The sequence below is a fragment of the Comamonas testosteroni ATCC 11996 genome, from assembly GCF_000241525.1.
Taxonomy (GTDB): Bacteria; Pseudomonadota; Gammaproteobacteria; order Burkholderiales; family Burkholderiaceae_C; genus Comamonas; species Comamonas testosteroni.
Genome location: NZ_AHIL01000002.1, coordinates 189,439 through 215,230, shown reverse-complemented (window position 1 = coordinate 215,230; position 25,792 = coordinate 189,439). Strand labels below are relative to the sequence as shown.

Below are 25,792 nucleotides of genomic sequence, written 5' to 3'. Positions count from 1 at the left end.
GCAAGGGCCGCCCCGCCGCGAGGATGTCGTCCCCCTCGGGGGACGCGGCGTAGCCGCTCAGGGGGATCAGAATTTCACGTACTCGAAGTCCACGGGCTGGCGATTGATACCCATGACCGGCGGGGCAATCCAGCCGGCAAACTTGCCGGGCTCCAGGCATGGCTTCATCAGCGATGCGACAAAGTTGCGGTCGTCGTCGGTGGCCAGCCACTCGTTCTTTCTGGCCAGCCATTCCTGCTCGCTCACGGGACGGCCGTCGGGGCTGATGCGCACGCCTGCCAGCGCGCCGATCTGGCGGTTGAAGGCCTTGTGCGGCACCGTCAGGCGAAAGTCGATGCCGGCCTTTTCCATCACCTTGTTCCAGCGGCCCACACCGGCATTGCTGTCCTTGATGTAGTCGTCGCGCAGCACCTCGTTCAAGGCGTTGAGCATGGGCACTTCCTTCTCCTGCAACTTGCCGTCCACCACCTCCAGCACCTTGTAGTTCTGGTCGTGCAGCTTGTGGTCGTCCTCGCGCTTGCCCTCTTCGTAGCGGCCCTTGAGGCCCGAGCTGTAGAAGGTGGCGGCATTGCTCGACTGGTCGGCACCGAACAGGTCGATGGTCACGCTGTAGTGGAAGTTCAGATAGCGCTGGATCGTGGGCAGATCGATGACGCCCGCGCTGCGCAGCTTGTTCACATCGTCGGTCTTGAGCTCGTTCATGACCTGGCAGGTGCGGGCCAGCACGCGCGAGACGCCGGACTCGCCGACAAACATGTGGTGCGCCTCTTCTGTCAGCATGAATTTGGTGGTGCGCGCCAGCGGATCGAACGCGGACTCGGCCAGCGCTGCGAGCTGGAATTTTCCGTCTCTGTCGGTGAAGTAGGTGAACATGAAGAACGCCAGCCAGTCCGGCGTTTTTTCATTGAAGGCGCCCAGAATGCGCGGGTTGTTTTCATCGCCGCTCTGGCGCTCCAGCAGGGCCTCGGCCTCCTCGCGTCCATCACGTCCGAAATGCTTGTGCAGCAGGTAGACCATGGCCCAGAGATGGCGGCCTTCTTCCACATTGACCTGGAACAGATTGCGCAGGTCGTACATGGACGGCGCGGTCAGGCCCAGGTGGCGCTGCTGCTCCACCGATGCGGGCTCGGTATCGCCTTGCGTGACGATGATGCGGCGCAGGTTGGCGCGGTGCTCGCCGGGTACGTCCTGCCAGGCTTTCTCGCCCTTGTGATCGCCAAAATGAATGCTGCGTTCCTGATCCGCCGGGTTCAGGAAAATGCCCCAGCGATAGTCACGCATCTTGACGTAGCCGAACTGCGCCCAGCCCTGCGGATCCACGCTCACCGCGGTGCGCAGATAGACCTCGTGGTTGGTCGATCCTTCGGGGCCCACGTCGTCCCACCAGCGGATGAAATTGGGCTGCCAGCTCTCCAGGGCGCGCTGCAGTGTGCGGTCGCCGCTGAGGTCCACGTTGTTGGGAATCTTCTGGCTGTAGTCGATGCTGCTCATGGGGTGTCTCCTGTGATGTTTTGCCGATTCATGAAGCCGTGTATTCGCTGTGAAACTGGTGCAGCCCAGGCGAGTAACGCCGAGCAAGGGCCGCCCCGCTGCGAGGGCGTTGCCCCCCTCCGGCACGCAGTGCCAGAGAGGGGGAAGCGGCATAGCCGCTCAGGGGGAGTTTCCTCATACCCGGTTGAAATCGAAGCCGGCTTTCTGTCCGGTGCCGTAGAGCTTCAAGGCCCCTTTTTCTCCGACCGCGTTGGGGCGGTTGAAGATCCAGTTCTGCCAGGCGGACAGGCGTCCGAAGATGCGTGTGACCATGTTTTCCTGGCTGGCAAACCGCAGGTTCGCTTCCAGACCCGTGAGCGCATCGGGCGACATCGCGGCGCGCTCTTCCATGGCGATGCGGATCTCGTCTTCCCAGTCGATATCGTCAAGCGCGGCGGTGACCAGTCCGAGCTGCTGCGCCGCATCGCCGTTGAGCGGCTTGCCCACGGCAGCGCGCGCGGCTTCCAGGGGCTCGGACTCCTCATAGAAGCGACGCTGCAGACGGCTTTGATCGTTGACCAGCGGCAGCAGGCCGAAGTTGAATTCATCGAGCTCGATCACGGGCTCACGCTCGGGCTCGTCGGGCAGCACCAGCATATAGGCGCGGTCGGCGCAGAAGACCAGCTCGGCCAGCATGCCGGCAAAGCAGGAGCCAGGCTCGATCAAGGCGAACAGCGAGCGCGACGACACATCGAGGCGTGCAAAGGTGCGGCGCAGCAAGCCCAGGGTTTGCTGCACCAGCCAGTGATCCTTGTGCGCCATCAGAGACTGGTCTGCAGCCAGCACGGCGCGCGCATCGCCTTCGGTCCTGAGAATCCAGGTGCCCACATCGAGCTCGTTGGTGCGCAGATGCAAGATGGCGTCGTCCAGCTCGCGGCCCATGGCCAGCGGCCACCAGGCAGCACCTGCGTTTTCAATGGCTTCAATACTGCCGGGCTGTTCACCCCTGGGGGCCTTGACCGTGATGGTGGCGCTGCGCTTGCTGCGATCGATCTGCACGCTGACGTGGCGATAGTGCAGGCCCTCCGGGCTTTGCTCGCGCTGCAGCCTGGCGAGCTGTATGCCCTGTGCGGAAGCCGGGCGCGGGCTGCCCTCGCCCAGCGCCATGGCACGTTGCTGCACCACCTCGGCAAACTGCGCGGGCTTGGCAATCGCGTCCACCAGCCGCCAGTCCACGGCGCGCTGGCCGCGCACGCCTTCCACGCTGGTGCAGAAGATGTCGGCCAGGTCGTGACGCACATGGCGCTTGTCGGTCACGCGCGTCAGCCCGCCGGTGCCGGGCAGCACGCCCAGCAGCGGGACCTCGGGCAGTGACACGGAAGAAGAGCGGTCGTCGATCAGCACGATGTCATCGCAGGCCAGAGCCAGCTCGTAGCCGCCGCCTGCGCAGGCCCCGTTGACAGCGGCAACGAACTTGAGTCCGTCGTGCCGGGAGCTGTCCTCCATGCCGTTGCGCGTCTCGTTGGTGAACTTGCAGAAGTTCACCTTCCAGGCGTGGGACGAGACTCCGAGCATGAAGATGTTCGCGCCCGAGCAGAAGATGCGTTCCTTGCCGCTGGTGACGATCACGGAGCGCACCTGCGGGTGTTCGAAGCGGATGCGGTTGAGCGCATCGTGCAGTTCCACGTCCACGCCCAGGTCATAGCTGTTGAGCTTGAGCTTGTAGCCGGGGCGTATGCCGCCGTCCTCGGCAATGTCCAGCTTGAGCCGGGCGATATTGCCATCCACTTCAAACGACCAGTGCCGGTACTGGCTGGGCTCGGTGCGGTAATCGACGTTGGTTTGCTGCTGCATGCTCGGCTCCTGCTGAGATGAAAGATAGTGCAGTTACTGACTCGGTGTTGGCACAATTATGCAGATTCATCGAAAAAAAGCACGTCGATTTAGGCACTATGTTGCATGTTTTGCTGAAACCAAGGGAAATCCTTAGATGCTCACAGTTTGCAGAACGGCGCCGGATTAGAAGTGTTTTGACGGCTATTTCCTTGCTAGGAAAGGACGAGTAGCTAGCAATTACTGAGCAAGTGATCCGGATGCCCTCGATTCGCAAACCCAGCACTGGCGCGGGGTGATGAGCTGCTTGCAAAATGGATCCACCATGCTGACCTTTGCAGATATCCAAGCCGCCGCTGCGCGCCTGAATGGCGCCGTCCTTCAAACCCCTTTTGTGGAATCACGCACGCTCTCGCAGATCACGGGGGCGCAGGTCTATCTCAAGTTCGAGAACCTGCAGTTCACTGCATCCTTCAAGGAGCGTGGCGCGCTCAACAAGCTGCTCATGCTCAGCGATGCCGAGCGCGCACGCGGCGTGGTCGCCATGAGTGCGGGCAACCATGCCCAGGGCGTGGCCTATCACGCGCAACGCCTGGGTCTGCGTGCCGTCATCGTCATGCCGCGCTTCACGCCCGGCGTGAAGGTGGAGCGCACGCGCGGCTTCGGTGCCGAGGTGGTGCTGCATGGCGACACCTTGGCCGAGGCGCGAGCCCATGCCTATCAGCTGGCGCAGGAGCAGCAACTGACCTTTGTCCATCCCTATGACGACGAGGCGATCGCCGCCGGCCAGGGCACGCTGGCGCTGGAAATCCTGCAGGCACAGCCCGATCTGGATGCGCTGGTCATTGCCATTGGCGGCGGTGGTCTGATTGCGGGCATTGCCACGGCGGCCAAGGCCATCAAGCCCGAGATCGAAATCGTGGGTGTGCAGACTCAGCGCTTTCCCTCCATGGTCAACGCACTGCGCCACACCGATCTGCCCATGGGTACATCGACGATTGCCGAAGGCATTGCGGTGACCCAGCCCGGCGTCATCACCCAGGAGGTGGTGCAGCGCTGCGTGGACGACTTGCTGCTGGTGGACGAAGGAGATATCGAGCAGGCCGTGCTCATGCTGCTGGAGATCGAGAAGACCTTGGTCGAAGGTGCGGGGGCGGCGGGCCTGGCGGCCTTGCTGCGCTATCCCGCTCGCTTCAAGGGCCGCAAAATAGGTCTGGTGCTGTCGGGCGGCAATATCGACCCCATGCTGCTGGCTGCCATCATCGAGCGCGGCATGGTGCGCTCCGGTCGTCTGGCGCGTGTGCGTGTCAGCGCGCGCGACGTGCCAGGCGTGCTGGCCCAGATCACGGCGACGGTAGCCGGAGCTGGCGCGAATATCGAGGAAGTCCATCACCAGCGCGCCTTCACCATGCTGGCTGCGCAGAATGTGGAGATCGAGTTCGTGCTGCAGACACGCGGCCACACCCATGTGAGCGAGGTGCTGGAGCAACTGCGCCGCGCAGGCATGGAGGCGGCCCTGGTGTGAGGCTTGAGCCACAGGCCTTGCTCAGGCCTGCAGGGGCGTGATCTTCTTGATCAGCGGGGTCACCAGGTCCATGGGCAAGGGGAACACCACGGTGGTGTTCCTGTCCGCGCCGATCACGGTCAGCGTCTCCAGGTAGCGCAGCAAGATGGCCTGAGGCTCCTGCGCCAGAACTTTTGCTGCCTGAGACAGTTTTTCCGAAGCCTGCAACTCGCCTTCGGCGTGAATCACCTTGGCGCGGCGTTCGCGCTCGGCCTCGGCCTGGCGCGCGATCGCCCGGATCATGGACTCGGTCAGATCGACCTGCTTGATCTCCACGTTCGAGACCTTGATGCCCCAGGTGTCGGTTTGCGCATCCAGCGCCTGCTGGATGTCCAGGTTCAGCGATTCGCGCTCTGCCAGCATTTCGTCGAGCTGATGCTTACCCAGTACGGAGCGCAGCATGGTTTGCGCGAGCTGACTGGTGGCCTCCAGATAATTGACCACCTGGATCACCGCCTTTTCCGCATCCACCACGCGCAGATAGATCACGGCATTGACCTTGACCGAGACGTTGTCGCGCGAGATCACATCCTGCGCCGGGACCTCCAGGACCACGGTGCGCAGATCCACCCGTACCACCTGCTGAATGGCGGGAATGATGAAGATCAGTCCCGGCCCCTTGACCTTCCAGAAGCGACCCAGCGTGAATACCACGCCGCGCTCATATTCGCGAAAAATCCGGATCGACGCCGTCCCCAGGCCAATCACCAGCATCAGCAGGATCAGCCAGAACAAGAAAGAAGCGCTAACCATGGAAGCCATCCTTTCAGCGAGGGACTTCGGCGCTGCGATCTGACGCGGAACAGTGCACATCGATTTCGCAATCGGCGCCGGGTCGTCCGCAAGCCCAGCATATGCTGTTGCACTCCGAGTGCGAACTTGTCTGCGCATGGTCGACATCGAAGAAGTGCTGCTCTCCATTGGCGGCGCATGAGATGCGGGTCTGAGCGCCAAGAGCGGCTATGGCTTTCCCTGAGCCATGTCGCCAGGGCTATGCCTAGAATGGCTGCAGAGCTTGCTTGTTTCACCGCCTGCTTTCAGGAGGAGCATTGATCACATGTCAGATGATTCCGCAGTGAACCACGAGGCACAGGATGCGGCCGAAGCCGTTGTGCCCTATATCCCCATCATCATTCCCGCCGCTGGCGCCGTGATGATGTTCCTGCTGGCCTTTATCGCCGTGAACATGGCCTAGGCATTCCAACCTTCTCGAGCCCAACCCCGCGACGCGGGGTTTTTTTACGTCTGTACAGGTTATGAATGAAGGTTAAGTGCATACTTTGATGCGCAGAATGCATAGATATTGCCAGTGATTTGCTGACAAATTCAAGGCTCCTACCTAAAATCGATCTCCCGCTGCTATTCAAAACAAGGTTGTTTTGACTATTTCAGACGGATTTCAGGCGCCAACAAGCGCTAGGGAAAGCAAGCGAGACACCTTCAAAAGCCTTTTTTCAAAGACGCAGCCGGTAGGGACTGCAGAGGATGCTTCTTTGAAAAATTGGTTTTTTAATTGAAGGACTTCCCCCATGAACGCCGCTGTGCAAAGCCTGAACATCCAGGCTCCCGACTACGTCAAGAATCCCAAGCTCATTGCCTGGGTTGCCGAAATGGCCGCACTGTGCAAGCCCGCCCAGATCCACTGGTGCGACGGCTCGCAAGCCGAATATGACGCGCTGTGCCAGCAGCTGGTGGACGCCGGCACCTTCAAGCCCCTGGCCAAGCGCCCCGGCTCATTCCTGGCCTGGACCGATCCTTCGGACGTGGCCCGCGTGGAAGACCGCACATATATCTGCTCCGCCAAGAAGGAAGACGCAGGCCCCACCAACAACTGGATGGAACCTGCGGAAATGCGTGCCACGCTGAACCCGCTGTTTGACGGCTGCATGGCTGGCCGCACCATGTACGTGGTGCCCTTCTCCATGGGCCCGCTGGGTTCGCCCATTGCCCACGTGGGCATCGAGCTGTCCGATAGTCCCTATGTGGCCGTCAACATGAAGATCATGACCCGCATGGGCAAGGCCGTGTATGACGTGATCGGCACCAGCGGCGAGTTCGTGCCCTGCGTGCACACCATCGGCGCACCTCTGGCCGCAGGTCAGAAGGACGAAACCACCTGGCCTTGCAGCAAGACCAAGTACATCGTTCACTATCCCGAAACCCGCGAAATCTGGTCTTACGGCTCGGGCTACGGCGGCAACGCGCTGCTGGGCAAGAAGTGCTTTGCGCTGCGTATCGCCTCCACCATGGGCCGCGACCAGGGCTGGCTGGCCGAACACATGCTGATCCTGGGCGTCACCAACCCCGAAGGCAAGAAGTACCACGTGGCTGCGGCCTTCCCCTCGGCCTGCGGCAAGACCAATTTCTCCATGCTGGTGCCGCCCAAGGCCTTCGACGGCTGGAAGGTCACGACCATCGGTGACGACATCGCCTGGATCAAGCCCCAGGCCGACGGCTCGCTGCGCGCCATCAACCCCGAAGCCGGTTACTTCGGCGTGGCTCCCGGCACCAATATGCTCACGAACCCGAACTGCATGTTGAGCCTGGACAAGAACGTGATCTTCACCAATGTGGCCCTGACCGATGACGGCGACGTGTGGTGGGAAGGCATGGAAAAGGATGAGGGCAAGCTGCCTGATCACCTGATCGACTGGCAAGGCAAGGACTGGACGCCCCAGATCGCCAAGGAAACCGGTGCCAAGGCCGCTCACCCCAATGCCCGCTTCACCGTGGCTGCCACCAACAACCCCGCGCTGGACGAAGCCTGGGACGACCCCGCTGGCGTGAAGATCGATGCCATCATCTTCGGCGGCCGCCGCTCCACCACCGTGCCTCTGGTGACCGAAGCACGCGACTGGACCGAAGGCGTGTACATGGCTGCGACCATGGGCTCCGAGACCACCGCCGCCGCCTTTGGCGCGCAAGGCGTGGTTCGCCGCGACCCCTTCGCCATGCTGCCCTTTGCCGGCTACAACATGAGCGACTATTTCCAGCACTGGCTGGACCTGGGCGCCAAGATCGAAGGCCAGGGCGCAACCCTGCCCAAGATCTTCACCACCAACTGGTTCCGCAAGAACGCCGAAGGCAAGTTCGTCTGGCCCGGCTACGGCGAAAACATGCGCGTGCTGAAGTGGATGATCGACCGTCTGGAAGGCCAGGCTCAAGGTCAGGAAACCGCCTTTGGCATTGCGCCCCAGTACGCTGAAATCAACTGGAACGGCCTGGACTTCAACGCTGCCCAGTTCGACAGCGTGACCAATATCGACAAGGCTGCCTGGGCCGAGGAAATGAAGCTGCACGGCGAGCATTTCGACAAGCTGGCCTACAACCTGCCCAAGGCCATGCTGGATACCAAGGCTGAGCTGGAAAAGCGCTTGAGCGCTTGATTCTCCCCCCTGAGCCGCTGCGCGGCTTCCCCCTAGCCGGGCGCCCCTCTCTCTACGCGCTATGGGAGGGGGACGACACCAGCGCGGCGGGGTGGCCCTTGCGCGGTGTCCCTGACCGAGACTGTGCACATTAAAAAAGCCCTGCTGATTTTTTTCATCAGGGCTTTTTATTTGCTTTTATTTTTGTAGCTATAAGCGCTTTCTGAATCTGGGATAGAGGCTTGTGTGACTCTATTCCCCCATGCAAAAAGCCGCTGGCCTTGTGGGCAGCGGCTTTTTCGGGAAGCGGTCCGGGCGCTCAGCGGCTCTGGCGATCCATCGCGCGGGCCAGGTCGGCCATCAGGCGGGCATCTTGCAGCGCAGCGTTCCAGACGCGTTCATCGGCAGCAGCTTGCTGGCGGCTCTTGACCCAGGCGCGGTAGCCGGTGCGCACCAGATTGATGGCGCGGCGGGCGGGCTGGGAGAACAGGGCGATGCTGGCGAAAGCCATGGCCCACAGGACCATCCAGGCAGCCATCATATGACCGTCGCTCCAGGTCTCGGTAGCCTGGAAGACGCCGGCGGCCAGGGCTGCCAGCACTACGGCCAGCACCATCCAGTACGACCTGGACTGGGATTGCGCCTCGTGCTCGGCGGCAATGGCGGCCATGCGTTCATCGCTGGCTTGATAGATACGCACCACACCAGGGTGCTCGACACAGTAGGAGTTGTAAATAAAGTTGCTCATGGCAGTTAACCCTTTGACCCACGCTTTTGGCGAATTGCCCGGGGAATAGGTGTAACTATAGGGATTACCCTAGGTGTGTTCAAATTTATATTTTGAATCTGTAGCATTCACAGCAGTGATGTATTGGGTGATGCCATGTCTTTGAACTTTCGTTCTCTGGATCTCAATCTGCTGCGCGTCTTCGACGAGGTCATGTCCGAGCGCAGCCTCACGCGCGCGGCGCACAAGCTCAGCATCACCCAGCCTGCGGTCAGCAATGCCATGCGTCGGCTGCGCGAGGTCCTGGGCGACGAGTTGCTGGTGCGCCAGGGACAGGGCGTGGAGCCCACGCCGCGTGCCCAGGCCCTGTGGCCGGTGATACGCGAGGCCCTGCAGCATCTGGAGGGCGCTCTGGCTCCCGATGAGTTCGATCCCGAGACGGCCGCCACCACATTCGTGATCGCCATGGCCGACGCCACGGCTGCCACGCTGATTCCGCCGCTGTACCCGATTCTGGCGCGCGAGGCTCCGGGTCTGGGCATACGCCTGCTGCCGCTGACCACGCGCGATCCAAGGTCCTTGCTCGATGATGGCGAGGCCGATATGGCCGTGGGCTATTTCCCCGCCGTGCTGGCCGATCTGACGGCGCGTGCCCAGGCTGGCGGTCTGGTGGCGTTTGACAGCCGTCGTCTGTATGAGGGCGAGTACCTGTGCGTGATGCGCAAAGGCCATCCGCTGGCGCATGTTCCGCTGACGCTGGACAACTATTGCGCGGCACGCCATATGCTGGTCAGCTTCTCGGGCCGCTCCTTCGGCTTCATCGACGAGGCCCTGGCCTCGCTGGGGCGCTCGCGCGAAGTGGTGCTCACCGTCAACCAGTTCTTCACCGCGGCGCGCGTGGTGATCAACTCCGATCTGCTGACCATCCTGCCGCGCCATTTTGTGCCCGTGACCGGCATGAGCGAGCAGCTGGAGCTGCGCGATCTGCCCTTCGATGTCACGCCCGTGCATGTGGATGCACTGTGGCGTCGGCGCGGCCCGCATCCGCAGGCCTATGACTGGCTGCTGAAAACGCTGACGCGCTCGGCTGAGATCACCTTTGCCAACGGTTCGGCCCAGGTCACTCACCATGGTTGACTAAACTAGCCACATGAAGATCCAGCTGCTGTCCGACCTGCACCTCGAAGTCCACCCCCAATTCGTGGCCCAGCCAGCCGCGGGCGCCGATGTGCTGGTGCTGGCCGGCGACATCGGCTCCTACCAGAGCAGCACCCAGGTCGACGGCGAGAACTTCGGGCTGGAGCGTTTCTCGCCGCTGCCGCAATACGCGGCCTGGCCCACACCCGTGCTGTTCGTGCCCGGCAATCACGAATACGACATGCAGGACTTCGATGAGGCACGGCTGCGTCTGCAGCGTGTGTGCGACAGGCTGGGCCTGATCTGGCTCGACCGTGAAACCGTGGTCATGGACGGGGTGCGTTTCATCGGCACCACGCTGTGGAGCGACTTCGACGCCATGGCCATGCATGAAGGCGTGAGCGATGCCACGCGCTTGCACAAGCTGCGCGAGAAGGCCTTTCGCGCCGCCAATTTCTATCTCCAAAAGACCGGCGGCAGTCGCCAGGGCGAGCCGTTTCTGGCCGCGCCCATGCGCGAGGAAAGCCTGCTTTGCCAGGACTGGCTGCGCGTCGCGCTGCAGCAGCCTTTTGACGGACCCACGGTGGCCGTGACCCACTTTGCGCCCAGCCTGCGCAGTGCCGATCCGCGCTACGGTCTGGTGCCCGGTACGGCCGGTTTCTGCAATGTGATGGACGACTTTCTGCCCCATGCCCAGCTCTGGCTGCACGGCCATCTGCATTGCGCCAGCGACTACATCGCGCGCGGCCAGCGCGAGGACGGCAGCGAATGGCAATGCCGTGTGGTGGCCAATCCTCTTGGTTATGCCCGCAAGGGAGAGCAGGAGGACTTTCTGCCGGCATCGACAATTGACTTGAGCCAAGTCAAGATGCTGACTGTCCCCAGCCCTTAGGCTTGGGACATCAACAAGGAGAAATTGGTATGAAGATCTTGCTCGCTGTGGACGGAAGTGCCTATACCCAGAAAATGCTGGCCTATCTGACCTCGCATCAGGAGATGCTGGGCACGGGCCACGAGTACACCATCATCACCGTGCAGCCGCTGCTGCCGCCTCGTGCACGCGCTGCGCTGGGCAAGGAAGTGGTGGAGCAGTACTACGACGAAGAATCCGCCAAGATCCTGCAGCCCGTGCTGGAGTTCCTGAAGGGGCGTGGCGTCGAGGCGCAGAGCATCGCCAAGGTCGGCCCCATTGCCGACACCATCATCCATGCTGCCCAGGACGGCAAGTTCGACCTGATCGCCATGGGCACGCACGGCCACGGTGCGCTGGGCCGTCTGGTCATGGGCTCGGTCAGCTCGCAGGTGCTGGCGGGCTGCACCATCCCCGTGCTGTTGATTCGCTGATTTTCATAGCTGCTTACGCTTGGTATGCATACATATCAGGCATAAATCAGCTTCAAATCAAGGATGGATGAGCGTCCACAGCTACAAAAACCAAAGTACCTCCGTTTGACATCAAGCTCTCAAGGCCGCGCTGCAAAGCACGGCCTTTTTTCTTGTCAGCATCAAACAGCTTGCAGCACTTGCCGGGCCTTACCCAGCAAGGCCTGGCTGACACGGGCCAGCACGCGTGACTCCAGATTCCAGCAATGCCAGAACAGCGCGATGGACAGCACATGGCCTGCTGCCACGTCGATCAGCTCACCGGCATCCAGTGCGGGCTGCACCAGCAGCTGCGGCAGCACGCCCACGCCCCAGCCGGCACGCACGGCGCGCACCTGCGCCTCGCAGCTGGGCAGCAGAATCTGATGCTGCAGCGACACATTGCGCAGACCCAGGCAACGCGCCACGAACTCGGCCTGCATATCGTCCTTGCGGTTGAAGGACAGATAGGGCAGCTGGTTGAAGTTCTTGCGCGTCAGCCCCTGCGGCAGTCTTTGCCGCGCAAACTCGGCCGAGGCCACGGCCACATAGCGCATGGCGCCCAGGGGCTGCACCGTGCAGCCGCGCATGGCCTGACTCAGCGTGGTGACGCAGCCCATGACCTGGCCCGATCGCAGCAGCTCCTGCGTGAAGTCCTGGTCGTCAACCACCACCTCCAGCGGCAGGCCGCTCTTCACCAGCTCGTCCAGAGCCGTCATGGCCCAGGTGGCAATGCTGTCGGCATTGATGGCGATGGAGACGATTTCTCCAGCCAGACTCTGCCCGGTCTGCGGTGCCAGCTCCTGCAGCTCATGCGCGAGATCGGCGCGCAGCAGGCGTAGCTGTTTGGCATGTTTGAGCAGCAGCCGCCCGGCGCTGGTGGGCTTGACGGGGCGCGTGCGCTCCACCAGCACCGAACCCACCTGCGCCTCCAGCGCCCGCAGGCGCTGGGACACGGCCGACTGGGTGATGTGCAGCTTTTGCGCCGCGCGCTCGAAGCCGCCTTCCTCCACGATGGCGGCCAGGCATTCCAGCGCAACAGGGTCCCAGGAACTCATGGCAATTCCATTAGCATTTCTGATGAAACTGCTGAAAATTTAATGCTGCTTTTGTTTGCCTGCAAGAGTGCAGACACTGGCTGCATGAACATCATCGTCCTGGGCGCCGGCATCATCGGCATCAGCACCGCCTGGCATCTGCGCGAGCGCGGTCATCAAGTCACCGTGGTGGACCGCCAGAGCGGTCCGGCCCTGGAGACCAGCTATGCCAATGGCGGACAGATCTCGGTCAGCTACTGCGAGCCCTGGGCCAATCGCCAGGCGCCCTGGAAGGCGCTCAAATGGATGTTCGACAAACAGGCGCCGCTGCTGTTTAGGCCGCAGCTCGATCCTGCCCAATGGCGCTGGGGCCTGCAGTTCCTGGCCCAGTGCAATGACCGGGCGTTCGCGCGCAATGTGCAGCAGATCGTGGCCCTGGGCGCCTACAGTCATGTGGCGCTCAAGGACATGGTCCAGAAGACCGGTATCGAGTTCGAGCGGCTGGAGCGCGGCATTGCCCATTTCTACAGCAGTCCGCAGGCGTTTGCCGAGGCCGCCGAAGGCGTGGAGCTGATGCGGCAATACGGCGTGCAGCGCCGTCTGGTCAGCCGCGACGAGCTGCTGGCCATCGAGCCCGCATTCACGCCCTATGCGGCGCAGATTGCGGGTGGCACGTTCACCGCCACCGACGAGTCCGGTGATGCGCGTCTGTTCACCGAAAAGCTGGCCGGTCTCTGTGCCCAGGCCGGTGTGCAGTTCCTCTACGGCCACGACATTCTGGGCCTGCAGCCGGCGCGCCGGGGCAGGCCTGCCCGGGTGCAGATTCGCGACGGCAGCGATGGCGCTCGGCGCATGATGAGCGCGGATGGCGTGGTGGTCGCCTGCGGCTCATACACACCGCTGCTGCTGGGGCCTCTGGGTGTGAAGGTTCCCATCTATCCGGGCAAGGGCTATAGCGCTACCTTGCCGCTGCTGCGGCCCGAAAAAGCTCCCGTCGTCTCCACCATCGACGACAGCCGCAAGGTCGCCATGAGCCGTTTGGGAAACCGCCTGCGTGTGGCCGGCACCATAGAGCTCGGTGGCTTCGATCTGAGTCTGGACACACCCACGGCCAGGGCGCGCTGCGAGATGCTGGTCAGGCGCGTGGAGGAGCTGATGCCCGGCGTCTGCGACACGCGCCTGCCCGAGCAGGGCGGCGATCCGCAGTTCTGGTGCGGTCTGCGGCCCGCCACGCCCAGCAATATTCCCTGCATCGGGGCCACGCAGGCAAAAGGCATCTGGGTCAATGCCGGACATGGCACCCTGGGCTGGACGCATGGTGCGGGTTCGGGCAAGGCCATGGCGGCGCTGATGAGCGGCGAGCGCCCGGCGCTGGATTTCCGGTTCTGGGATGAGCCGGCACTCGAGGTCGCTCGCGGCGCGCGGATTGCGTCTGCCTGAGACAGGGCATAGGACTGCAGGACGAGTACGGGCTGGCTGACTCTTTTGCCCGGATTGACGGTATCGCTGCGTGGGGCTCTTACATACAATCACGCCAGCAACTCGTCCATGCCATGATCCAGCACGACATCACTCCTGCCCTTGAAACCTCACGTTCCTTTGCGCGCTCATTGCCCATGGCTTTGCTCAAGGCCCGCGAGGCGGTCATGGTGCGCTTTCGTCCCTCGCTGCGTGCGCACGGCCTGACCGAGCAGCAATGGCGCGTGCTGCGCACCATGTGGGTGGCCGACAGGCGCCTGCGTCCCATGGAGCTGTCGCAGCTGACCTTCATCAGCATGCCCAGCCTCTCGCGCCTGCTCAAGACGCTGGAAGGGCGCCTGCTCATCAAGCGCGGCCGCCATGTGGCCGACCTGCGGGGCTCCGAGTTTGCTCTCACGCCTGCCGGCCAGGAGATGGTGGCGCAGATCGTGCCGCACTTCGAAACCATCTACACCGAGATCGAGGAGCAACTGGGCAGCGCCGAGAGCGAGCAGCTGTTCCGCATCCTCGAGCATGTGGTGCAAAGCCTGGGTCTGCCCGGCGAAGACGAGCTGGGCCAGGACTGAGGCTCTGGTCACGGCACAATGCAGTCATGAGTGCTGCGATTGCCGTCATCGACTTTGAAACCACGGGCATGACGCCCGCCCAGGGCGCCAGGGCCACCGAGGTGGCCATCGTGCTGCTGGAGCAGGGCCGCGTGGTGGACCGTTTCCAGAGCCTGATGCAGACCGGGGCCTGGGTCTCGCCCTTCATCACCGAACTCACCGGCATCACCAACGCGATGCTGCGCACGGCGCCGCCCGCCGCCGAGGTGATGCGTGACGCGGCCCGCTTTGTGGGCGCTGCACCCATGGTGGCCCACAACGCATCGTTCGACAGCAAGTTCTGGCAGGCCGAGCTGGCGCTGGCGGGCGAAGCCGCCCCCCAGCTTTTTGCCTGCACCGTGCTGCTGTCGCGCCGCATCTACCCGCAGGCGCCCAGCCACAGCCTGGGCAATCTGGCGCGCTATCTGCAACTGCCCTCCACGGGGCGCGCCCACCGGGCGCTGGCCGATGCCGAGATGGCGGCAGCCCTGCTGGCGCGCATGCAGCAGGACCTGTGCGAGCGCCATGCCCTGCCCTGGCCCGAGCACGAGCTGCTGATGCAGCTGCAACGCTGCAGCAAGGCCAAGGCCGGCAGCTGGCTGGCGCAGCAGGCCGGTCAAACGCTGCTGGCAGCTCAGATCTAGTATTGATAGATTTTGGCCTGCAGGCCTTTGTATTCCTGCGCAAGAAGCTATCAAAATTGATTATTCTGGCCTTAAGCCCTTACGGATTGTGACCGGCAAGGTTCAAGTTGATAATTGATCAAGTCCTGCAGATGCTCTTTGGATCTGCTGATCTTGAACCGTGGCGCACCGTTGTGGTCGCTGACTTGAGCTCTGAATTTCGTGAACTCCGCCTTGCCTACCTCCGTCTTGCGTTCGGCCTTGCCTTTCTCGCAGCGCGAATTTCGCGATGCGCTGGGGCAATTTGCCACCGGCGTGACCATCATCACGGCGCGCAGTGCAGAGGGCCATGCGGTGGGCTCCACGGTCAGCTCCTTCAACGCACTGTCGCTGGCACCCTCGCTGGTGCTCTGGAGCCTGGGTCTGAAGGCCAACTCACTGCCCGTGTTCCGTCACTGCACGCATTACGCGATCCATGTGCTGGCGGCTTCGCAAAAGCCGCTGGCCGAGCTGTTTGCACGCAAGGGTGCGGACCGTTTCAGCCATACGCCGCATCATGACTCCGAGCATGGTGTGCCGCTGCTGGAGGGCTGCAGCGCCGTCTTCGAATGCCGCAATCTGCGCCAGCATGAGGAGGGCGATCATCTGCTCTTCATTGGCGAGGTGGATCGCTGCGAGCACCATACCGACCGCGCACCGCTGCTCTACCACTCGGGCCATATGCACGCCCACGGCTTCGTCAGGTAGTGCCGGCGGCCGACTGGGAACCCTACCTAGTCGGCTTGAACGATACCGATCTCCAAGGCCCGCCCTAGATTGCCCCCAGGCCTGCTGTGTCAGGCCCGAGGACAGTGGTTGTAACGCTTTGGAGACACATCATGATCGATTGCGAAGACAGGCCGGCCCATACCCAGCGCAAGGTGGCCGCGGCAAGCAGCACGGGGATCGAGTTCAGGCGCATCTCTCCCGCCATAGGCGTGGAGGTTTCGGGCATAGACCTGCGCCAGCCCATGAGCGAGGAGCAGACGCGCGAGCTGCGCCAGGCGCTGGTGGCGCACAAGGTGCTGGTGTTTCGCGAGCAGAACATCACGCCTGCCCAGCATGTGGCGTTTGCGCGCTGCTTCGGCGAGCTGGAGCTTCATCCGGTATTTCCCCATCACCCCGACCATGCCGAGCTGGTGCTTCTCGGCGGCAACAGCAAGATTCCTGGCACCGAGAACGTCTATCACACCGATGTCTCCTGGCGCGAGACGCCTTCCATGGCCTCGGTGCTGCGCTGCGTGGAGTGCCCCGAGGTCGGCGGCGACACGGTCTGGATCAATATGGAGCAGGCCTACGAGCAGCTGCCCGAGGCGCGCAAGCAGCAGATTGCCGGCCTGTACGCCGTGCATGACATCCTGCCCTCGTTCGGTGCGCGCATGACGCCTGCAGAGCAGGCCCAGGCCCGCGGCAAATACCCGCCCGTGGTGCACCCGGTGGTGCGCACCCACCCCGAAAGCGGGCAGAAGATTCTCTACGTCAACGAGACCTTCGTCACGCATTTCGCCAACTTCAGCTCGAACTTTGCCAGCTTCCGCTCGGCCAACGAAATTCATGCCCAGCAACAGGATCTGATGAACTATCTGCTGCGCCAGCCCGCGATTCTGGAATACCAGATGCGTCTGCGCTGGGAGCCCAACACCATCGCCATGTGGGACAACCGCTCCACCCAGCATTACGCGATTCAGGACTATTTCCCGGCCGTGCGCCGCATGCACCGCGCCACGGTCATGGGCGACAAACCTTTCTGAGCCGCCCGCCAATCAAACTGGGTCGTGCAGGTGGTTTAACGCTGCGTTAAACCACCTGCGGCAGTCTTGTCTTGTAGAGTTCAAAGCAGCAAGCATCTGCTTTGAACCTCCCAAACAGCGAGACAGAACATGCAGCAACAAGACTTTGATTACGACTTTCTGGTCATAGGCGGTGGCTCGGGCGGCGTGCGCGCCAGCCGTGTGGCAGCCGGTCTGGGGGCCCGTGTGGCTGTGGTGGAAGCTGCCCAACTGGGCGGCACCTGCGTCAACGTGGGCTGCATCCCCAAGAAGCTGCTCAGCCATGCCGCGCATTTCAGCCAGCTGGCCGAGGAGGCCCGGGGCTTTGGCTGGCAGCTGGAGCATCCCCAGTTCGACTGGCCCACGCTGATTGCCAACAAGGACCGGGAAATCGAGCGCCTGAACGGCGTCTACGGCCGCATGCTGGCCGGCGCAGGCATTACCCTTATCCACGGCCGTGCGGCGCTCTCGGGGCCGCACAGCGTGCTGGTGAACGGCCAGACCATCCATGCCCGCCATATCCTGATTGCAACGGGCGGAACGCCCAGCCTGCCCGATATTCCTGGTGTGGAGCATGCCATCAGCTCTGACGAGGCCTTCCATCTGCCGCATCTGCCCAGGCGGGTGGTGGTCGTGGGCGGAGGCTATATCGCCGTGGAGTTCGCCTCCATCTTCAACGGTCTGGGCGCCGAGACGACCCTGCTGCACCGCCGCCAGCAGCTGCTGCGCGGCTTTGATGCAGACCTGGGTCTGCATCTGGGCCAGGAGATGGCCCAGTTGGGCGTGAACTTCCGTTGGGAGGATGAAATTCAGGCCATTGACAAGCAGGCGGACGGCCTGCATCTGCAGCTCAAGAGCGGCGAGCAACTGGTCGTGGACTGCGTGATGTATGCCACGGGTCGCGTGCCCCTGATCCAAGGGCTGGGGCTGGAGGCTGCGGGCGTCAAGGTCAACGACAAGGGCGCCATCGAGGTGGATCAGCATTTCTGCAGCAATGTGCCATCCATCCATGCCGTGGGCGATGTGGTCGATCGCATGGCTCTGACGCCCGTGGCGCTGGCCGAGGGGACAGTGCTCGCCCATCACCTGTTCGGCCAGGGCGGCAAGAGCGCTCCCGACTACGAGCTGGTGCCGACGGCGGTGTTTTCCCATCCGCAGGTGGGCACCGTGGGCCTGTCAGAGGAGGTGGCGCGCGAGCGCTTCGGTGCGGTGCAGGTTTTCCAGTCCGGCTTCAGGCCGCTGACCAACCGCATGGGGGCCGAGCCCGAGAATGTCTTCCTCAAGCTCATCGTCTCCACGGCCGACCAGCGCGTGCGCGGCGTGCATATGGTGGGCGAGGGTGCGGGCGAACTGATGCAGGGCTTTGCAGTGGCGCTGCAATGCGGCGCGACCAAGCAGCAGTTCGATTCGACCATAGGCATACACCCGACCGTGGCCGAGGAGCTGGTGACCATGCGGGAGCCGGTGCGCGAATAAGAAACGACACTCCGCGCAGTTCGTACTGCGGGGCGCGCAGGGCGACACCGCAATGAAAAATGGGCCTATTCAGGCCCATTTCTTATCCATCAAGCGTCATGCATACGCTTGAGAGAGTGAGTCGGCATCAGCCGCGCGCGGCGTCCGGCAGCTCGATCTTGACTTCCAGAACCTCAAGGTTTTCCTGGCGCTCCAGCTGTACCTTGATGTCATTGGGGTTGATGTCCACATACTTGGAAATCACGGCCATCAGCTCTTTTTGCAGGGCCGGAAGATAGTCGGGCTTGCCGCTTTCGCCGCCCACGCGCTCGCGCGCGAGAATGATCTGCAGACGCTCCTTGGCGACCGAAGCGGACTTCTTCTTCTCCCCGAGCAGAAACGACAACATGGACATAAGGCTTACCTCCCGCCAAACATGCGCTTGAAGAAACCGGGTTTGACGGCTTCGGTAAAGCGCATGGGTTTTTCTTCGCCCAGAAAGCGTGCCACCACATCCTGATAGGCCTCGGCCACATCCGTGCCCTGCATGTGCACGGCGGGAATGCCCTGGTTGGAGGCCTGGAGCACGGTTTCGGATTCGGGGATCACGCCGATCAGCTCGATGCGCAGAATGTCCTGGATGTCCTCCAGCGACAGCATCTGGCCGTCTTCGACGCGATTGGGGTTGTAGCGCGTGATCAGCAGATGCTCCTTGATGCGCTCGCCCTTGACCGCACGCTCAGTCTTGGAGCTGAGCATGCCCAAAATACGGTCGGAGTCACGCACTGAAGAGACTTCGGGGTTGGTCACCACCAGGGCCTCTTCGGCGTAGTGCATGGCCATCAGCGCACCGCTTTCAATGCCGGCGGGCGAGTCGCAGATGATGAACTCGAAGTCCATGGCGGACAGGTCGTCCAGCACCTTCTTCACGCCTTCCTGCGTGAGGGCTTCCTTGTCTCGGGTCTGCGAGGCGGCCAGCACGAACAGGTTCTCGCACTGCTTGTCCTTGATCAGGGCCTGGTTCAGATTGGCTTCGCCCTGGATGACATTGATGAGGTCATAGACCACGCGGCGTTCGCAGCCCATGATCAGATCGAGATTGCGCAGACCCACATCGAAGTCAATCACTGCGGTCTTGTGGCCGCGCAGTGCGAGGCCGGATGCGAAGCTGGCGCTGGTGGTGGTCTTGCCGACACCGCCTTTGCCGGAGGTCACGACGACGATTTTGGCCATGTTTGCACGATTCCTTTAAGACAAATGGGGCAGGTTGATAGGGTGTCCGGTGTGTCTCTCATACCGGCTCGATAACGATGCTTTCTCCCTCCAGGCGCACCTTGGCTGCTTTGCCGGCGACTTCTTTGGGGAGATCGGTTTCAATTGTGCGGTAGATACCTGCGATGGAAAGCAGTTGCGCCTCCATGCAAGTGCTAAAAATTCTTGCGCTGGTATTGCCGCTGGCCCCGGCTACGGCGCGGCCGCGCAGAGGCGCATAGACATGGACGTTGCCGTCTGCAATCACCTCGGCACCATAGCTGACCATGTCCAGAACCACAATGTCGGTGCCTTTGGCATAGACGCGCTGGCCCGAGCGCAACGGCCTATCCACGATGACGGCATCGGCCAGCGGAGCAGGCACCTCGACCTCCACTTCGCGAATGATTTCGTGGACTTGGGGCTCGGCGCGGCGCGTCGGCATGGCATCGGGGGCTGCACTCAGACCCAGGGCCTTGGCTGCTTCCATCTGGGCCTCGCTGCCGCTGCGCACGGCAACCGGCACGGTGCGGTGGTTGCGCAGGGCCTCGATCAGGGCCGGGAAGTCGATTTCTTCCTCTGCTTCGCGCACCTGGCTGAGATCGATCAGCACGGGGTCGTTGTCGAAGAAATCCGGGTCGTCGGCAAGACGGCGGGCCAGATCCTGGGCCAGCGCCTGCATGTCGGTGCTGCGAAGTACCACGGAAAGCACCGGCAGTTGTGCGCTCTTGAGGTCAAAGCTGGGGCGCTCGGCGCCGGTCGATTCAACAGACATGGATGGGATCAGCGCACATCAGGTGCTCTATGAGGACGACAAAGTGTACCTGCCTACCGGCAAAAGATATGGTCACCGAGTGTTTGCACTGCAACACTTGATGCACCTCAGAGGCCTCTGTTTGTGCTGGTCTGGATGAAAATACAGTCATGTCTCCAGAGCTTTTGATCCAGGGCGCCTGTGCCAGCATCACCTTGCGCCGCCCCGAAGTTGCCAACAAACTGCTGCCCGAAGACCTGATCGTGCTGCGCCGCCAGATCGATGAGGTCAACGCCAGCCCTGCGGTGCTGGTGCTGACGCTGCAGGCGGTGGGTAAGCATTTCTGCAGCGGTTATGACATTGGCGAGATTGCCAACAGCCAGAACGAGGGCAGCTCCTTCGGTGAAATGGTGGACGCCATCGAGAACTGCCGCCCCGTGACCATCGCCGCGATTCAGGGCGGCGTGTTTGGCGGCGCCACCGATATGGCGCTGGCCTGCGATTTCCGCGTCGGTGGGGGCAACAGCCAGATGTTCATGCCTGCCGCGCGGCTGGGCCTGCATTTTTACCGCTCGGGCCTGGAGCGCTATGTGACCCGCCTGGGCCTGGATACGGCCAAGCGCCTGTTCCTGAGCTGCGAGAAGCTGCAGGCCCAGGCCATGAAGGACTGCGGCTTTCTGACCGATCTGGTGGACGGCACCGATATCTGCGAGCACGTGGTGCAGCTGCAGACTACGTTGGCCGGCATGGCGCCGCTGGCGCTGCTGGGCATGAAGAAACACCTCAACGCCATTGCTCGCGGCGTGCATGACAGGGCCGCCATCGATGCCGCCGTGCAGGCCACCATCGAGTCGGCCGATCTGAAGGAAGGCGGTGCGGCCTGGCGCGAAAAAAGAGCCGCCCGCTTTCAGGGGCACTGAGCCCCAAGAAGGGACGGCATTTCTTTGCAAAGCGGTGGGGCCGCCCAGGCCCTTGCTCCGCGCCTGCCGCGTCAGGACACCGCGCCTGCTTCGGCCCTGGCCAGGTATTCCCTGGCAAAGCCCTCATACCAGTCCAGGCAGCCGGGGTTGGCCATGGCGTCCTTGTTGACCACCTTGGCCAGGGGCTGGCCCAGCAGCAGCTTCTTGATGGGCAGCTCCTGCTTCTTGCCGCTGAGCGTGCGCGGTATCTCGGCCACGGCGAAGATATCGTCGGGCACAAAGCGGGGCGACAGCGCCGAGCGGATGGCCTTGTTGATGCGCTCGCGCAGGGCCGCATCCAGCTCCACGCCGGGTCGCAGGGCGACAAACAGCGGCATATAGCTGTCCTTGCCCAGATATTCGAGGTCCACCACCATGCTGTCCAGCACCTCGGGCAGGGCCTCTACGGCGCTGTAGATCTCGCTGGTGCCCATGCGCAGGCCGTGGCGGTTGATGGTGGCGTCGCTGCGGCCGTAGATGATGCAGCCGCCCTCGCCGAGCAGCTTGATCCAGTCGCCATGGCGCCAGACCGGCCCCATCTCTTGCGGGCCGTCGCCGCCGCCGGGTTGGCGGCCATGACCGGCGGGATACATGTCGAAATAGCTGGACAGGTATCTTTTCCCGTCCGTGTCCCCCCACAGGAACAGCGGCATGGAGGGAATGGGCTGGGTGCAGACCAGCTCGCCGACCTCGTCCATCACGGGCTGGCCCTCTTCGTTCCAGGCTTCGACGGCCGCGCCCAGCTGGCGGCATTGCATGACGCCGGGCACCAGCGGCAGATCGCGGTTGCCGCCGATGAAGGCACCAGCAAAATCTGTCCCTCCAGACAGGTTGTTCCACCAAATATTGGCGCGGCCCAGTTTCTCGAATTGGTCGGAACCCCATTGCTGCACTTCGGCAGACAGCGGCGAGCCCGTGCTGCCCAGCCCGCGTATGCGTGACAGATCACCGCAGGCGGTCAGGTCGACACCGGCCTTCATGCAGTTGGCGTAGAAGGCCGCGCCTGAGCCAAAGCTGGTCACGCCGGTCTCGGCCGCGAAGCGCCACAGCGTGCCCCAGTCGGGCTTGTCCTTGCTGCCGCCGGGGCTGCCGTCAAAGATCACGCAGGTTGTGCCGCCCAGCAGGCCCGAGACCTGGGCATTCCACATCACCCAGCCCGTGGAGCTGTACCAGTGGTAGCGCTCGCCCCAGCTGTTGGGCTCGTAGCTGCAGCCGATGTCGTTGTGCAGACCCTTGAGTTGCAGGGCCACCAGCACCATGCCGCCATGACCGTGGACTATGGGCTTGGGCAGGCCGGTGGTGCCGCTGGAGTAGACGATCCACAGCGGATGGTCGAACGCCAGCCATTCGGGCTCAAAGGCAGCGGTATCTGCATCATTTCTCGCTGTAACGCTGGTGTAGTCTGCAGTGTCAGCTATCTTTATCGAGGTATCCAGATTGGGCACCAGCACCACGTGCTGCACGCTGGGCAGGCCTCGGCGCAGCTCCTGCAGGACCTCGCGGCGGTCTATGTCCTTGCCAGCGTAATGCACGCCGTCCACGGCGATCAGCGCCTTGGGCGCTATCTGCTTGAAGCGGTCGAGCACGGCATGGGTGCCCATGTCGGGTGCGCAGATGCTCCAGATGGCGCCCAGGCTGGCACAGGCCAGAAAGGCGACCATGGCCTCGGGAATATTGGGCAGATAGGCCGCGACGCGGTCGCCCTTGGCGACGCCCTGCGCGCGCAGGTGCAGGGCCAGGGCCGCCACCTGGCGCTGCAGCTCGGGCCAGCTCAGCTCGCGCTGCAGGCCCTGCTCGTTGCGGCTGATGACGGCCGGCATGCCGGCGGCATGGGCCGGCTGGACATGCCGCAGCACCTGCTGCACATAGTTCACCTGCGCGCCCGGGAACCACTGAGCGCCGGGCATGGTGTTGCTGGCCAGCACCGCGCTGTGCGGCGTGGGCGACTGCAGGTCGAAGTAATCCCAGATGCTTTGCCAAAAGGCATCGAGATCGCTGGTCGACCAGCGCCACAGCGCGTCGTAGTCGGCGAAGCTCAGGCCGCGCGTTTCACGCAGCCAGTTCTGGTACAGCCGGATCTGGGGAATATAGGGGGCGGTGTTTGGGGAGGCACAGGACATGGCCTCAGCCTAGCGCTGCAGTCCGTGCAAGTCATTGGTGGTGGCCCCCGCAGATGTCACCTGTGCAGCACGGATGCGCGGTCAAACCGATAATCAGGGCCTGTCTACACCGTCAACGGCGCATGCCGGCGACCCGCACCCCATGTCCGCTTTGCCCACCCGCGTGCTGGCCGTCATTCCGCCGATGACGCAGCTCAACACTCCCTACCCCTCCACGGCCTATCTGACCGGCTTTCTGCGCTCGCGCGGCATCACCGCCATGCAGGAAGACCTGGCGCTGGCTCTGGTGCTGCAATTGCTCTCGCCCGATGGCCTGCGCGCCGTGGCCGAACGCATCCAGAGCCTGCCTGCCAAGCAGCACACGCCTGCCGTGCAGTCCTTTGTCGCGCAGCAGGAACGCTATCTGGCCACGATTGCGCCCACGATTGCCTTTTTGCAGGGGCGAGACTCCACGCTGGCCCACCGCATCGTGGGGCGCCACTTTCTGCCCGAAGGCCCGCGCTTTGCCACGCTGGACGTGTACGAGGACGAAGAGGGCGGCGATCCGCTGGGCTGGGCCTTTGGCGCTTTAGGCCTGCAGGACAAGGCCAAGCATCTGGCCACGCTGTACCTCAACGATCTGGCCGATGTGCTGCGCGATGCCGTGGACGAGCGCTTCGAGTTCGTGCGCTATGCCGAGTCGCTGGCCGGCAGCCAGCCCACTTTCGATCCGCTGGCCAATGCCCTTGCGGCAGAGCCCAATCTGGTGGACGAGGTGCTGGAGCGCCTGACGCTGGAGGCCGTGGAGCGTCACCAGCCCACGGTGGTGCTGCTGTCCGTGCCCTTTCCGGGCTCGGCCTATGCGGCGTTTCGCATTGCCCAGACCATCAAGCGGCGCTTCCCGCAGATTGCCACCGTGCTGGGCGGCGGCTTTGTCAACACCGAGCTGCGCGAGCTGGCAGAGCCGCGCGTGTTCGACTACTTCGACTTCGTGACGCTGGATGCGGGGGAACGCCCGCTGCTGGCGCTGCTCGAGCATCTGCGCGGCGAGCGCGGCAGATCGCGCCTGGTGCGCACCTTTGTGCGCGGCGACGACGGCAAGGTGCAGTACGTGAACATGATGGAGTCCGACATTGCGTTTGCCGAGGTCGGCACGCCCACCTGGGATGGCCTGCCGCTGGACAGATACCTGTCGCTGCTGGACATGCTCAACCCCATGCACCGTCTGTGGAGCGACGGGCGCTGGAACAAGCTCACCGTGGCCCATGGCTGCTACTGGAAGAAGTGCAGCTTCTGCGATGTGAGCCTGGACTATATCGGCCGCTACGAGGGCGCCAGCGCCGCCGTGCTGGCCGACCGCATCGAGGCCATCGTCGCCGAGACCGGCCAGACCGGCTTTCACTTTGTCGATGAAGCCGCACCGCCCAAGGCTCTCAAGGCGCTGTCGCAGGAGCTGATTGCGCGCAACGCCGGCATCTCCTGGTGGGGCAATGTGCGCTTTGAGAAGACCTTCACGCCAGAGCTGGCCGAGCTGATGGCCGACAGCGGCTGCATCGCCATCTCCGGCGGTCTGGAAGTGGCTTCCGACCGGCTGCTGGCGCTGATGAAAAAAGGCGTGACCGTGGACCAGGTGGCACGCGTGACCAAGGCGTTCTCGGAGGCCGGCATCCTGGTCCATGCCTATCTGATGTACGGCTTTCCGACGCAGACCGTGCAGGACACGGTGGACGCGCTCGAGTATGTGCGCCAGCTGTTTCTCAACGGCTGCATTCAAAGTGGCTTCTTTCACCGCTTCAGCTGTACTGTGCACTCTCCCGTGGGTCTCAACCCCGAGGAATACGGCATCGAGCTGCCGCCGCTGCCCGAGGGCAACTTTGCCAAGAACGACCGCCCCTTCATCGATCCCACGGGCGTCGATCACGACGCACTGGGCGCGGCGCTCAAGAAGGCCATCTACAACTTCATGCACGGCATCGGGCTGGAGGAGGATGTGCGCATGTGGTTCCCGTTCAAGGTGCCCAAGCCCACGGTCAAGCGCGACCGCATTGCACGTGCGCTGCAGCAGAAGCAGTGAATTTGATAGCTGCTAGCGCTTGCTGATAAACAACATTAGATCTGTTTATTCATTAATTCTTTGAAGGCATTGCGCTGCAAGCTATGTATTTGATAGTTTGATCTGGCGCAGCCGTTTTCCTGCGTGTGCGAGAGACCACAGTCCCTGGTTTACCAGTGCTTGCACGGCCCCAGCGGGCAAGCACTGCTTGCCATAATCTGCTCCGTTTTTT

At 62.9% G+C, this 25,792-nt stretch carries 23 protein-coding genes; 14 read left to right on the top strand and 9 right to left on the bottom strand.

The genetic code is table 11. From position 1 onward, the window contains the following. Positions 1–66: 66 nt before the first annotated feature. On the bottom strand, positions 67–1,491 hold the full coding sequence (gene boxB, locus CTATCC11996_RS00945; RefSeq protein ID WP_003072011.1) for a benzoyl-CoA 2,3-epoxidase subunit BoxB: 1,425 nt from the start codon (positions 1,489–1,491) through the stop codon (positions 67–69). A 174-nt stretch (positions 1,492–1,665) separates the two neighbouring features. Next, entirely contained in the window at positions 1,666–3,324 is a 1,659-nt protein-coding gene (boxC, locus tag CTATCC11996_RS00940) for a 2,3-epoxybenzoyl-CoA dihydrolase (protein ID WP_003072009.1), read from the bottom strand. A 304-nt stretch (positions 3,325–3,628) separates the two neighbouring features. Here boxC and CTATCC11996_RS00935 point away from each other — a divergent pair, with 304 nt between their 5' ends. Continuing rightward, on the top strand, positions 3,629–4,828 hold the full coding sequence (locus CTATCC11996_RS00935; protein ID WP_003072008.1) for a threonine ammonia-lyase: 1,200 nt from the start codon (positions 3,629–3,631) through the stop codon (positions 4,826–4,828). A 21-nt stretch (positions 4,829–4,849) separates the two neighbouring features. On the opposite strand, the gene CTATCC11996_RS00930 is transcribed toward CTATCC11996_RS00935, so the two are convergent. Further along, the gene (locus CTATCC11996_RS00930; protein ID WP_003065227.1) at positions 4,850–5,620 is read right to left on the bottom strand and encodes a slipin family protein; all 771 of its coding nucleotides are present in this window, start codon (positions 5,618–5,620) and stop codon (positions 4,850–4,852) included. Between the two features lie 304 nt (positions 5,621–5,924). Here CTATCC11996_RS00930 and CTATCC11996_RS25840 point away from each other — a divergent pair, with 304 nt between their 5' ends. Then, a complete protein-coding gene (locus CTATCC11996_RS25840; protein WP_003059912.1) occupies positions 5,925–6,062 on the top strand; it encodes a hypothetical protein in 138 nt (45 codons plus the stop codon). 334 nt (positions 6,063–6,396) lie between these two features. Beyond that, positions 6,397–8,253: a phosphoenolpyruvate carboxykinase (GTP) gene (locus CTATCC11996_RS00925; RefSeq protein WP_003072005.1), complete on the top strand. Its 1,857-nt coding sequence runs from the start codon at positions 6,397–6,399 to the stop codon at positions 8,251–8,253. Positions 8,254–8,551: 298 nt separating this feature from the next. Here CTATCC11996_RS00925 and CTATCC11996_RS00920 read toward each other — a convergent pair whose 3' ends face one another. Beyond that, positions 8,552–8,980, bottom strand: coding sequence for a hypothetical protein (locus CTATCC11996_RS00920; protein ID WP_003072004.1), 429 nt, complete (start codon positions 8,978–8,980; stop codon positions 8,552–8,554). A 135-nt stretch (positions 8,981–9,115) separates the two neighbouring features. Here CTATCC11996_RS00920 and CTATCC11996_RS00915 point away from each other — a divergent pair, with 135 nt between their 5' ends. From CTATCC11996_RS00915 to CTATCC11996_RS00905, 3 genes are read left to right on the top strand one after another with little or no spacing between them, the layout of a single operon-like run. Beyond that, positions 9,116–10,096, top strand: a complete 981-nt coding sequence (locus tag CTATCC11996_RS00915; RefSeq protein WP_034348014.1) for a LysR family transcriptional regulator — start codon at positions 9,116–9,118, stop codon at positions 10,094–10,096. A 13-nt stretch (positions 10,097–10,109) separates the two neighbouring features. Then, on the top strand, positions 10,110–10,988 hold the full coding sequence (locus CTATCC11996_RS00910) for a metallophosphoesterase (protein ID WP_003072000.1): 879 nt from the start codon (positions 10,110–10,112) through the stop codon (positions 10,986–10,988). A 29-nt stretch (positions 10,989–11,017) separates the two neighbouring features. Further along, the gene (locus tag CTATCC11996_RS00905) at positions 11,018–11,440 is read left to right on the top strand and encodes a universal stress protein (protein ID WP_003065214.1); all 423 of its coding nucleotides are present in this window, start codon (positions 11,018–11,020) and stop codon (positions 11,438–11,440) included. A 161-nt stretch (positions 11,441–11,601) separates the two neighbouring features. On the opposite strand, the gene CTATCC11996_RS00900 is transcribed toward CTATCC11996_RS00905, so the two are convergent. Next, entirely contained in the window at positions 11,602–12,516 is a 915-nt protein-coding gene (locus tag CTATCC11996_RS00900; protein ID WP_003071998.1) for a LysR family transcriptional regulator ArgP, read from the bottom strand. A 42-nt stretch (positions 12,517–12,558) separates the two neighbouring features. Between CTATCC11996_RS00900 and CTATCC11996_RS00895 the strand changes: the two genes are divergently transcribed. The 6 genes from CTATCC11996_RS00895 to gorA all read left to right on the top strand — a co-directional run bounded on the left by CTATCC11996_RS00895 (position 12,559) and on the right by gorA (position 18,465). After that, entirely contained in the window at positions 12,559–13,935 is a 1,377-nt protein-coding gene (locus CTATCC11996_RS00895) for a D-amino acid dehydrogenase (protein WP_003071996.1), read from the top strand. Positions 13,936–14,048: 113 nt separating this feature from the next. Next, positions 14,049–14,540 (top strand): homoprotocatechuate degradation operon regulator HpaR, encoded by a 492-nt coding sequence (gene hpaR, locus CTATCC11996_RS00890; RefSeq protein ID WP_003071994.1) that lies wholly within the window; start codon positions 14,049–14,051, stop codon positions 14,538–14,540. A 26-nt stretch (positions 14,541–14,566) separates the two neighbouring features. Next, complete coding sequence (locus tag CTATCC11996_RS00885) at positions 14,567–15,202, top strand: 3'-5' exonuclease (RefSeq protein WP_003071992.1); 636 nt, start codon at positions 14,567–14,569, stop codon at positions 15,200–15,202. 201 nt (positions 15,203–15,403) lie between these two features. Next, positions 15,404–15,928, top strand: a complete 525-nt coding sequence (locus CTATCC11996_RS00880; protein WP_003071989.1) for a flavin reductase family protein — start codon at positions 15,404–15,406, stop codon at positions 15,926–15,928. A gap of 131 nt (positions 15,929–16,059) precedes the next feature. Continuing rightward, complete coding sequence (locus tag CTATCC11996_RS00875) at positions 16,060–16,971, top strand: TauD/TfdA dioxygenase family protein (protein WP_003071988.1); 912 nt, start codon at positions 16,060–16,062, stop codon at positions 16,969–16,971. A gap of 129 nt (positions 16,972–17,100) precedes the next feature. Continuing rightward, positions 17,101–18,465: a glutathione-disulfide reductase gene (gene gorA / locus CTATCC11996_RS00870; RefSeq protein ID WP_003071986.1), complete on the top strand. Its 1,365-nt coding sequence runs from the start codon at positions 17,101–17,103 to the stop codon at positions 18,463–18,465. Between the two features lie 127 nt (positions 18,466–18,592). Here gorA and minE read toward each other — a convergent pair whose 3' ends face one another. Genes minE through minC form a run of 3 tightly spaced genes read right to left on the bottom strand, consistent with a single transcriptional unit; the run spans position 18,593 to position 20,470 of the window. Beyond that, positions 18,593–18,859 carry a cell division topological specificity factor MinE gene (gene minE, locus CTATCC11996_RS00865; protein WP_003071985.1) on the bottom strand — a complete coding sequence of 89 codons (267 nt, stop codon included), beginning with the start codon at positions 18,857–18,859 and terminating at the stop codon, positions 18,593–18,595. Between the two features lie 5 nt (positions 18,860–18,864). After that, the gene (minD, locus tag CTATCC11996_RS00860; RefSeq protein WP_003069672.1) at positions 18,865–19,677 is read right to left on the bottom strand and encodes a septum site-determining protein MinD; all 813 of its coding nucleotides are present in this window, start codon (positions 19,675–19,677) and stop codon (positions 18,865–18,867) included. Between the two features lie 58 nt (positions 19,678–19,735). Next, complete coding sequence (minC, locus tag CTATCC11996_RS00855) at positions 19,736–20,470, bottom strand: septum site-determining protein MinC (RefSeq protein WP_003071982.1); 735 nt, start codon at positions 20,468–20,470, stop codon at positions 19,736–19,738. A gap of 149 nt (positions 20,471–20,619) precedes the next feature. On the opposite strand from minC, the gene CTATCC11996_RS00850 reads away from it, so the two are divergent. Beyond that, positions 20,620–21,369, top strand: a complete 750-nt coding sequence (locus tag CTATCC11996_RS00850) for an enoyl-CoA hydratase/isomerase family protein (protein ID WP_003071980.1) — start codon at positions 20,620–20,622, stop codon at positions 21,367–21,369. A gap of 71 nt (positions 21,370–21,440) precedes the next feature. On the opposite strand, the gene CTATCC11996_RS00845 is transcribed toward CTATCC11996_RS00850, so the two are convergent. Then, positions 21,441–23,528 (bottom strand): acetoacetate--CoA ligase, encoded by a 2,088-nt coding sequence (locus tag CTATCC11996_RS00845; protein WP_003071978.1) that lies wholly within the window; start codon positions 23,526–23,528, stop codon positions 21,441–21,443. A gap of 142 nt (positions 23,529–23,670) precedes the next feature. On the opposite strand from CTATCC11996_RS00845, the gene CTATCC11996_RS00840 reads away from it, so the two are divergent. After that, positions 23,671–25,581 (top strand): B12-binding domain-containing radical SAM protein, encoded by a 1,911-nt coding sequence (locus CTATCC11996_RS00840; RefSeq protein ID WP_003071976.1) that lies wholly within the window; start codon positions 23,671–23,673, stop codon positions 25,579–25,581. Positions 25,582–25,792: the final 211 nt, after the last annotated feature.

Bases quoted from the DNA above. Each gene is read 5' to 3' on its own strand.
- CTATCC11996_RS25840 (WP_003059912.1), top strand. From the start codon at position 5,925: ATGTCAGATGATTCCGCAGTGAACCACGAGGCACAGGATGCGGCCGAA.
- minD (WP_003069672.1), bottom strand. From the start codon at position 19,677: ATGGCCAAAATCGTCGTCGTGACCTCCGGCAAAGGCGGTGTCGGCAAG.
- CTATCC11996_RS00930 (WP_003065227.1), bottom strand. From the start codon at position 5,620: ATGGTTAGCGCTTCTTTCTTGTTCTGGCTGATCCTGCTGATGCTGGTG.
- CTATCC11996_RS00895 (WP_003071996.1), top strand. From the start codon at position 12,559: ATGCTGCTTTTGTTTGCCTGCAAGAGTGCAGACACTGGCTGCATGAAC.
- CTATCC11996_RS00900 (WP_003071998.1), bottom strand. From the start codon at position 12,516: ATGAGTTCCTGGGACCCTGTTGCGCTGGAATGCCTGGCCGCCATCGTG.
- CTATCC11996_RS00910 (WP_003072000.1), top strand. From the start codon at position 10,110: ATGAAGATCCAGCTGCTGTCCGACCTGCACCTCGAAGTCCACCCCCAA.
- minE (WP_003071985.1), bottom strand. From the start codon at position 18,859: ATGTCCATGTTGTCGTTTCTGCTCGGGGAGAAGAAGAAGTCCGCTTCG.
- CTATCC11996_RS00885 (WP_003071992.1), top strand. From the start codon at position 14,567: ATGAGTGCTGCGATTGCCGTCATCGACTTTGAAACCACGGGCATGACG.
- CTATCC11996_RS00875 (WP_003071988.1), top strand. From the start codon at position 16,060: ATGATCGATTGCGAAGACAGGCCGGCCCATACCCAGCGCAAGGTGGCC.
- CTATCC11996_RS00840 (WP_003071976.1), top strand. From the start codon at position 23,671: ATGTCCGCTTTGCCCACCCGCGTGCTGGCCGTCATTCCGCCGATGACG.
- boxC (WP_003072009.1), bottom strand. From the start codon at position 3,324: ATGCAGCAGCAAACCAACGTCGATTACCGCACCGAGCCCAGCCAGTAC.
- CTATCC11996_RS00845 (WP_003071978.1), bottom strand. From the start codon at position 23,528: ATGTCCTGTGCCTCCCCAAACACCGCCCCCTATATTCCCCAGATCCGG.
- gorA (WP_003071986.1), top strand. From the start codon at position 17,101: ATGCAGCAACAAGACTTTGATTACGACTTTCTGGTCATAGGCGGTGGC.
- CTATCC11996_RS00850 (WP_003071980.1), top strand. From the start codon at position 20,620: ATGTCTCCAGAGCTTTTGATCCAGGGCGCCTGTGCCAGCATCACCTTG.
- CTATCC11996_RS00905 (WP_003065214.1), top strand. From the start codon at position 11,018: ATGAAGATCTTGCTCGCTGTGGACGGAAGTGCCTATACCCAGAAAATG.
- minC (WP_003071982.1), bottom strand. From the start codon at position 20,470: ATGTCTGTTGAATCGACCGGCGCCGAGCGCCCCAGCTTTGACCTCAAG.
- CTATCC11996_RS00925 (WP_003072005.1), top strand. From the start codon at position 6,397: ATGAACGCCGCTGTGCAAAGCCTGAACATCCAGGCTCCCGACTACGTC.
- CTATCC11996_RS00920 (WP_003072004.1), bottom strand. From the start codon at position 8,980: ATGAGCAACTTTATTTACAACTCCTACTGTGTCGAGCACCCTGGTGTG.
- CTATCC11996_RS00915 (WP_034348014.1), top strand. From the start codon at position 9,116: ATGTCTTTGAACTTTCGTTCTCTGGATCTCAATCTGCTGCGCGTCTTC.
- boxB (WP_003072011.1), bottom strand. From the start codon at position 1,491: ATGAGCAGCATCGACTACAGCCAGAAGATTCCCAACAACGTGGACCTC.
- hpaR (WP_003071994.1), top strand. From the start codon at position 14,049: ATGATCCAGCACGACATCACTCCTGCCCTTGAAACCTCACGTTCCTTT.
- CTATCC11996_RS00935 (WP_003072008.1), top strand. From the start codon at position 3,629: ATGCTGACCTTTGCAGATATCCAAGCCGCCGCTGCGCGCCTGAATGGC.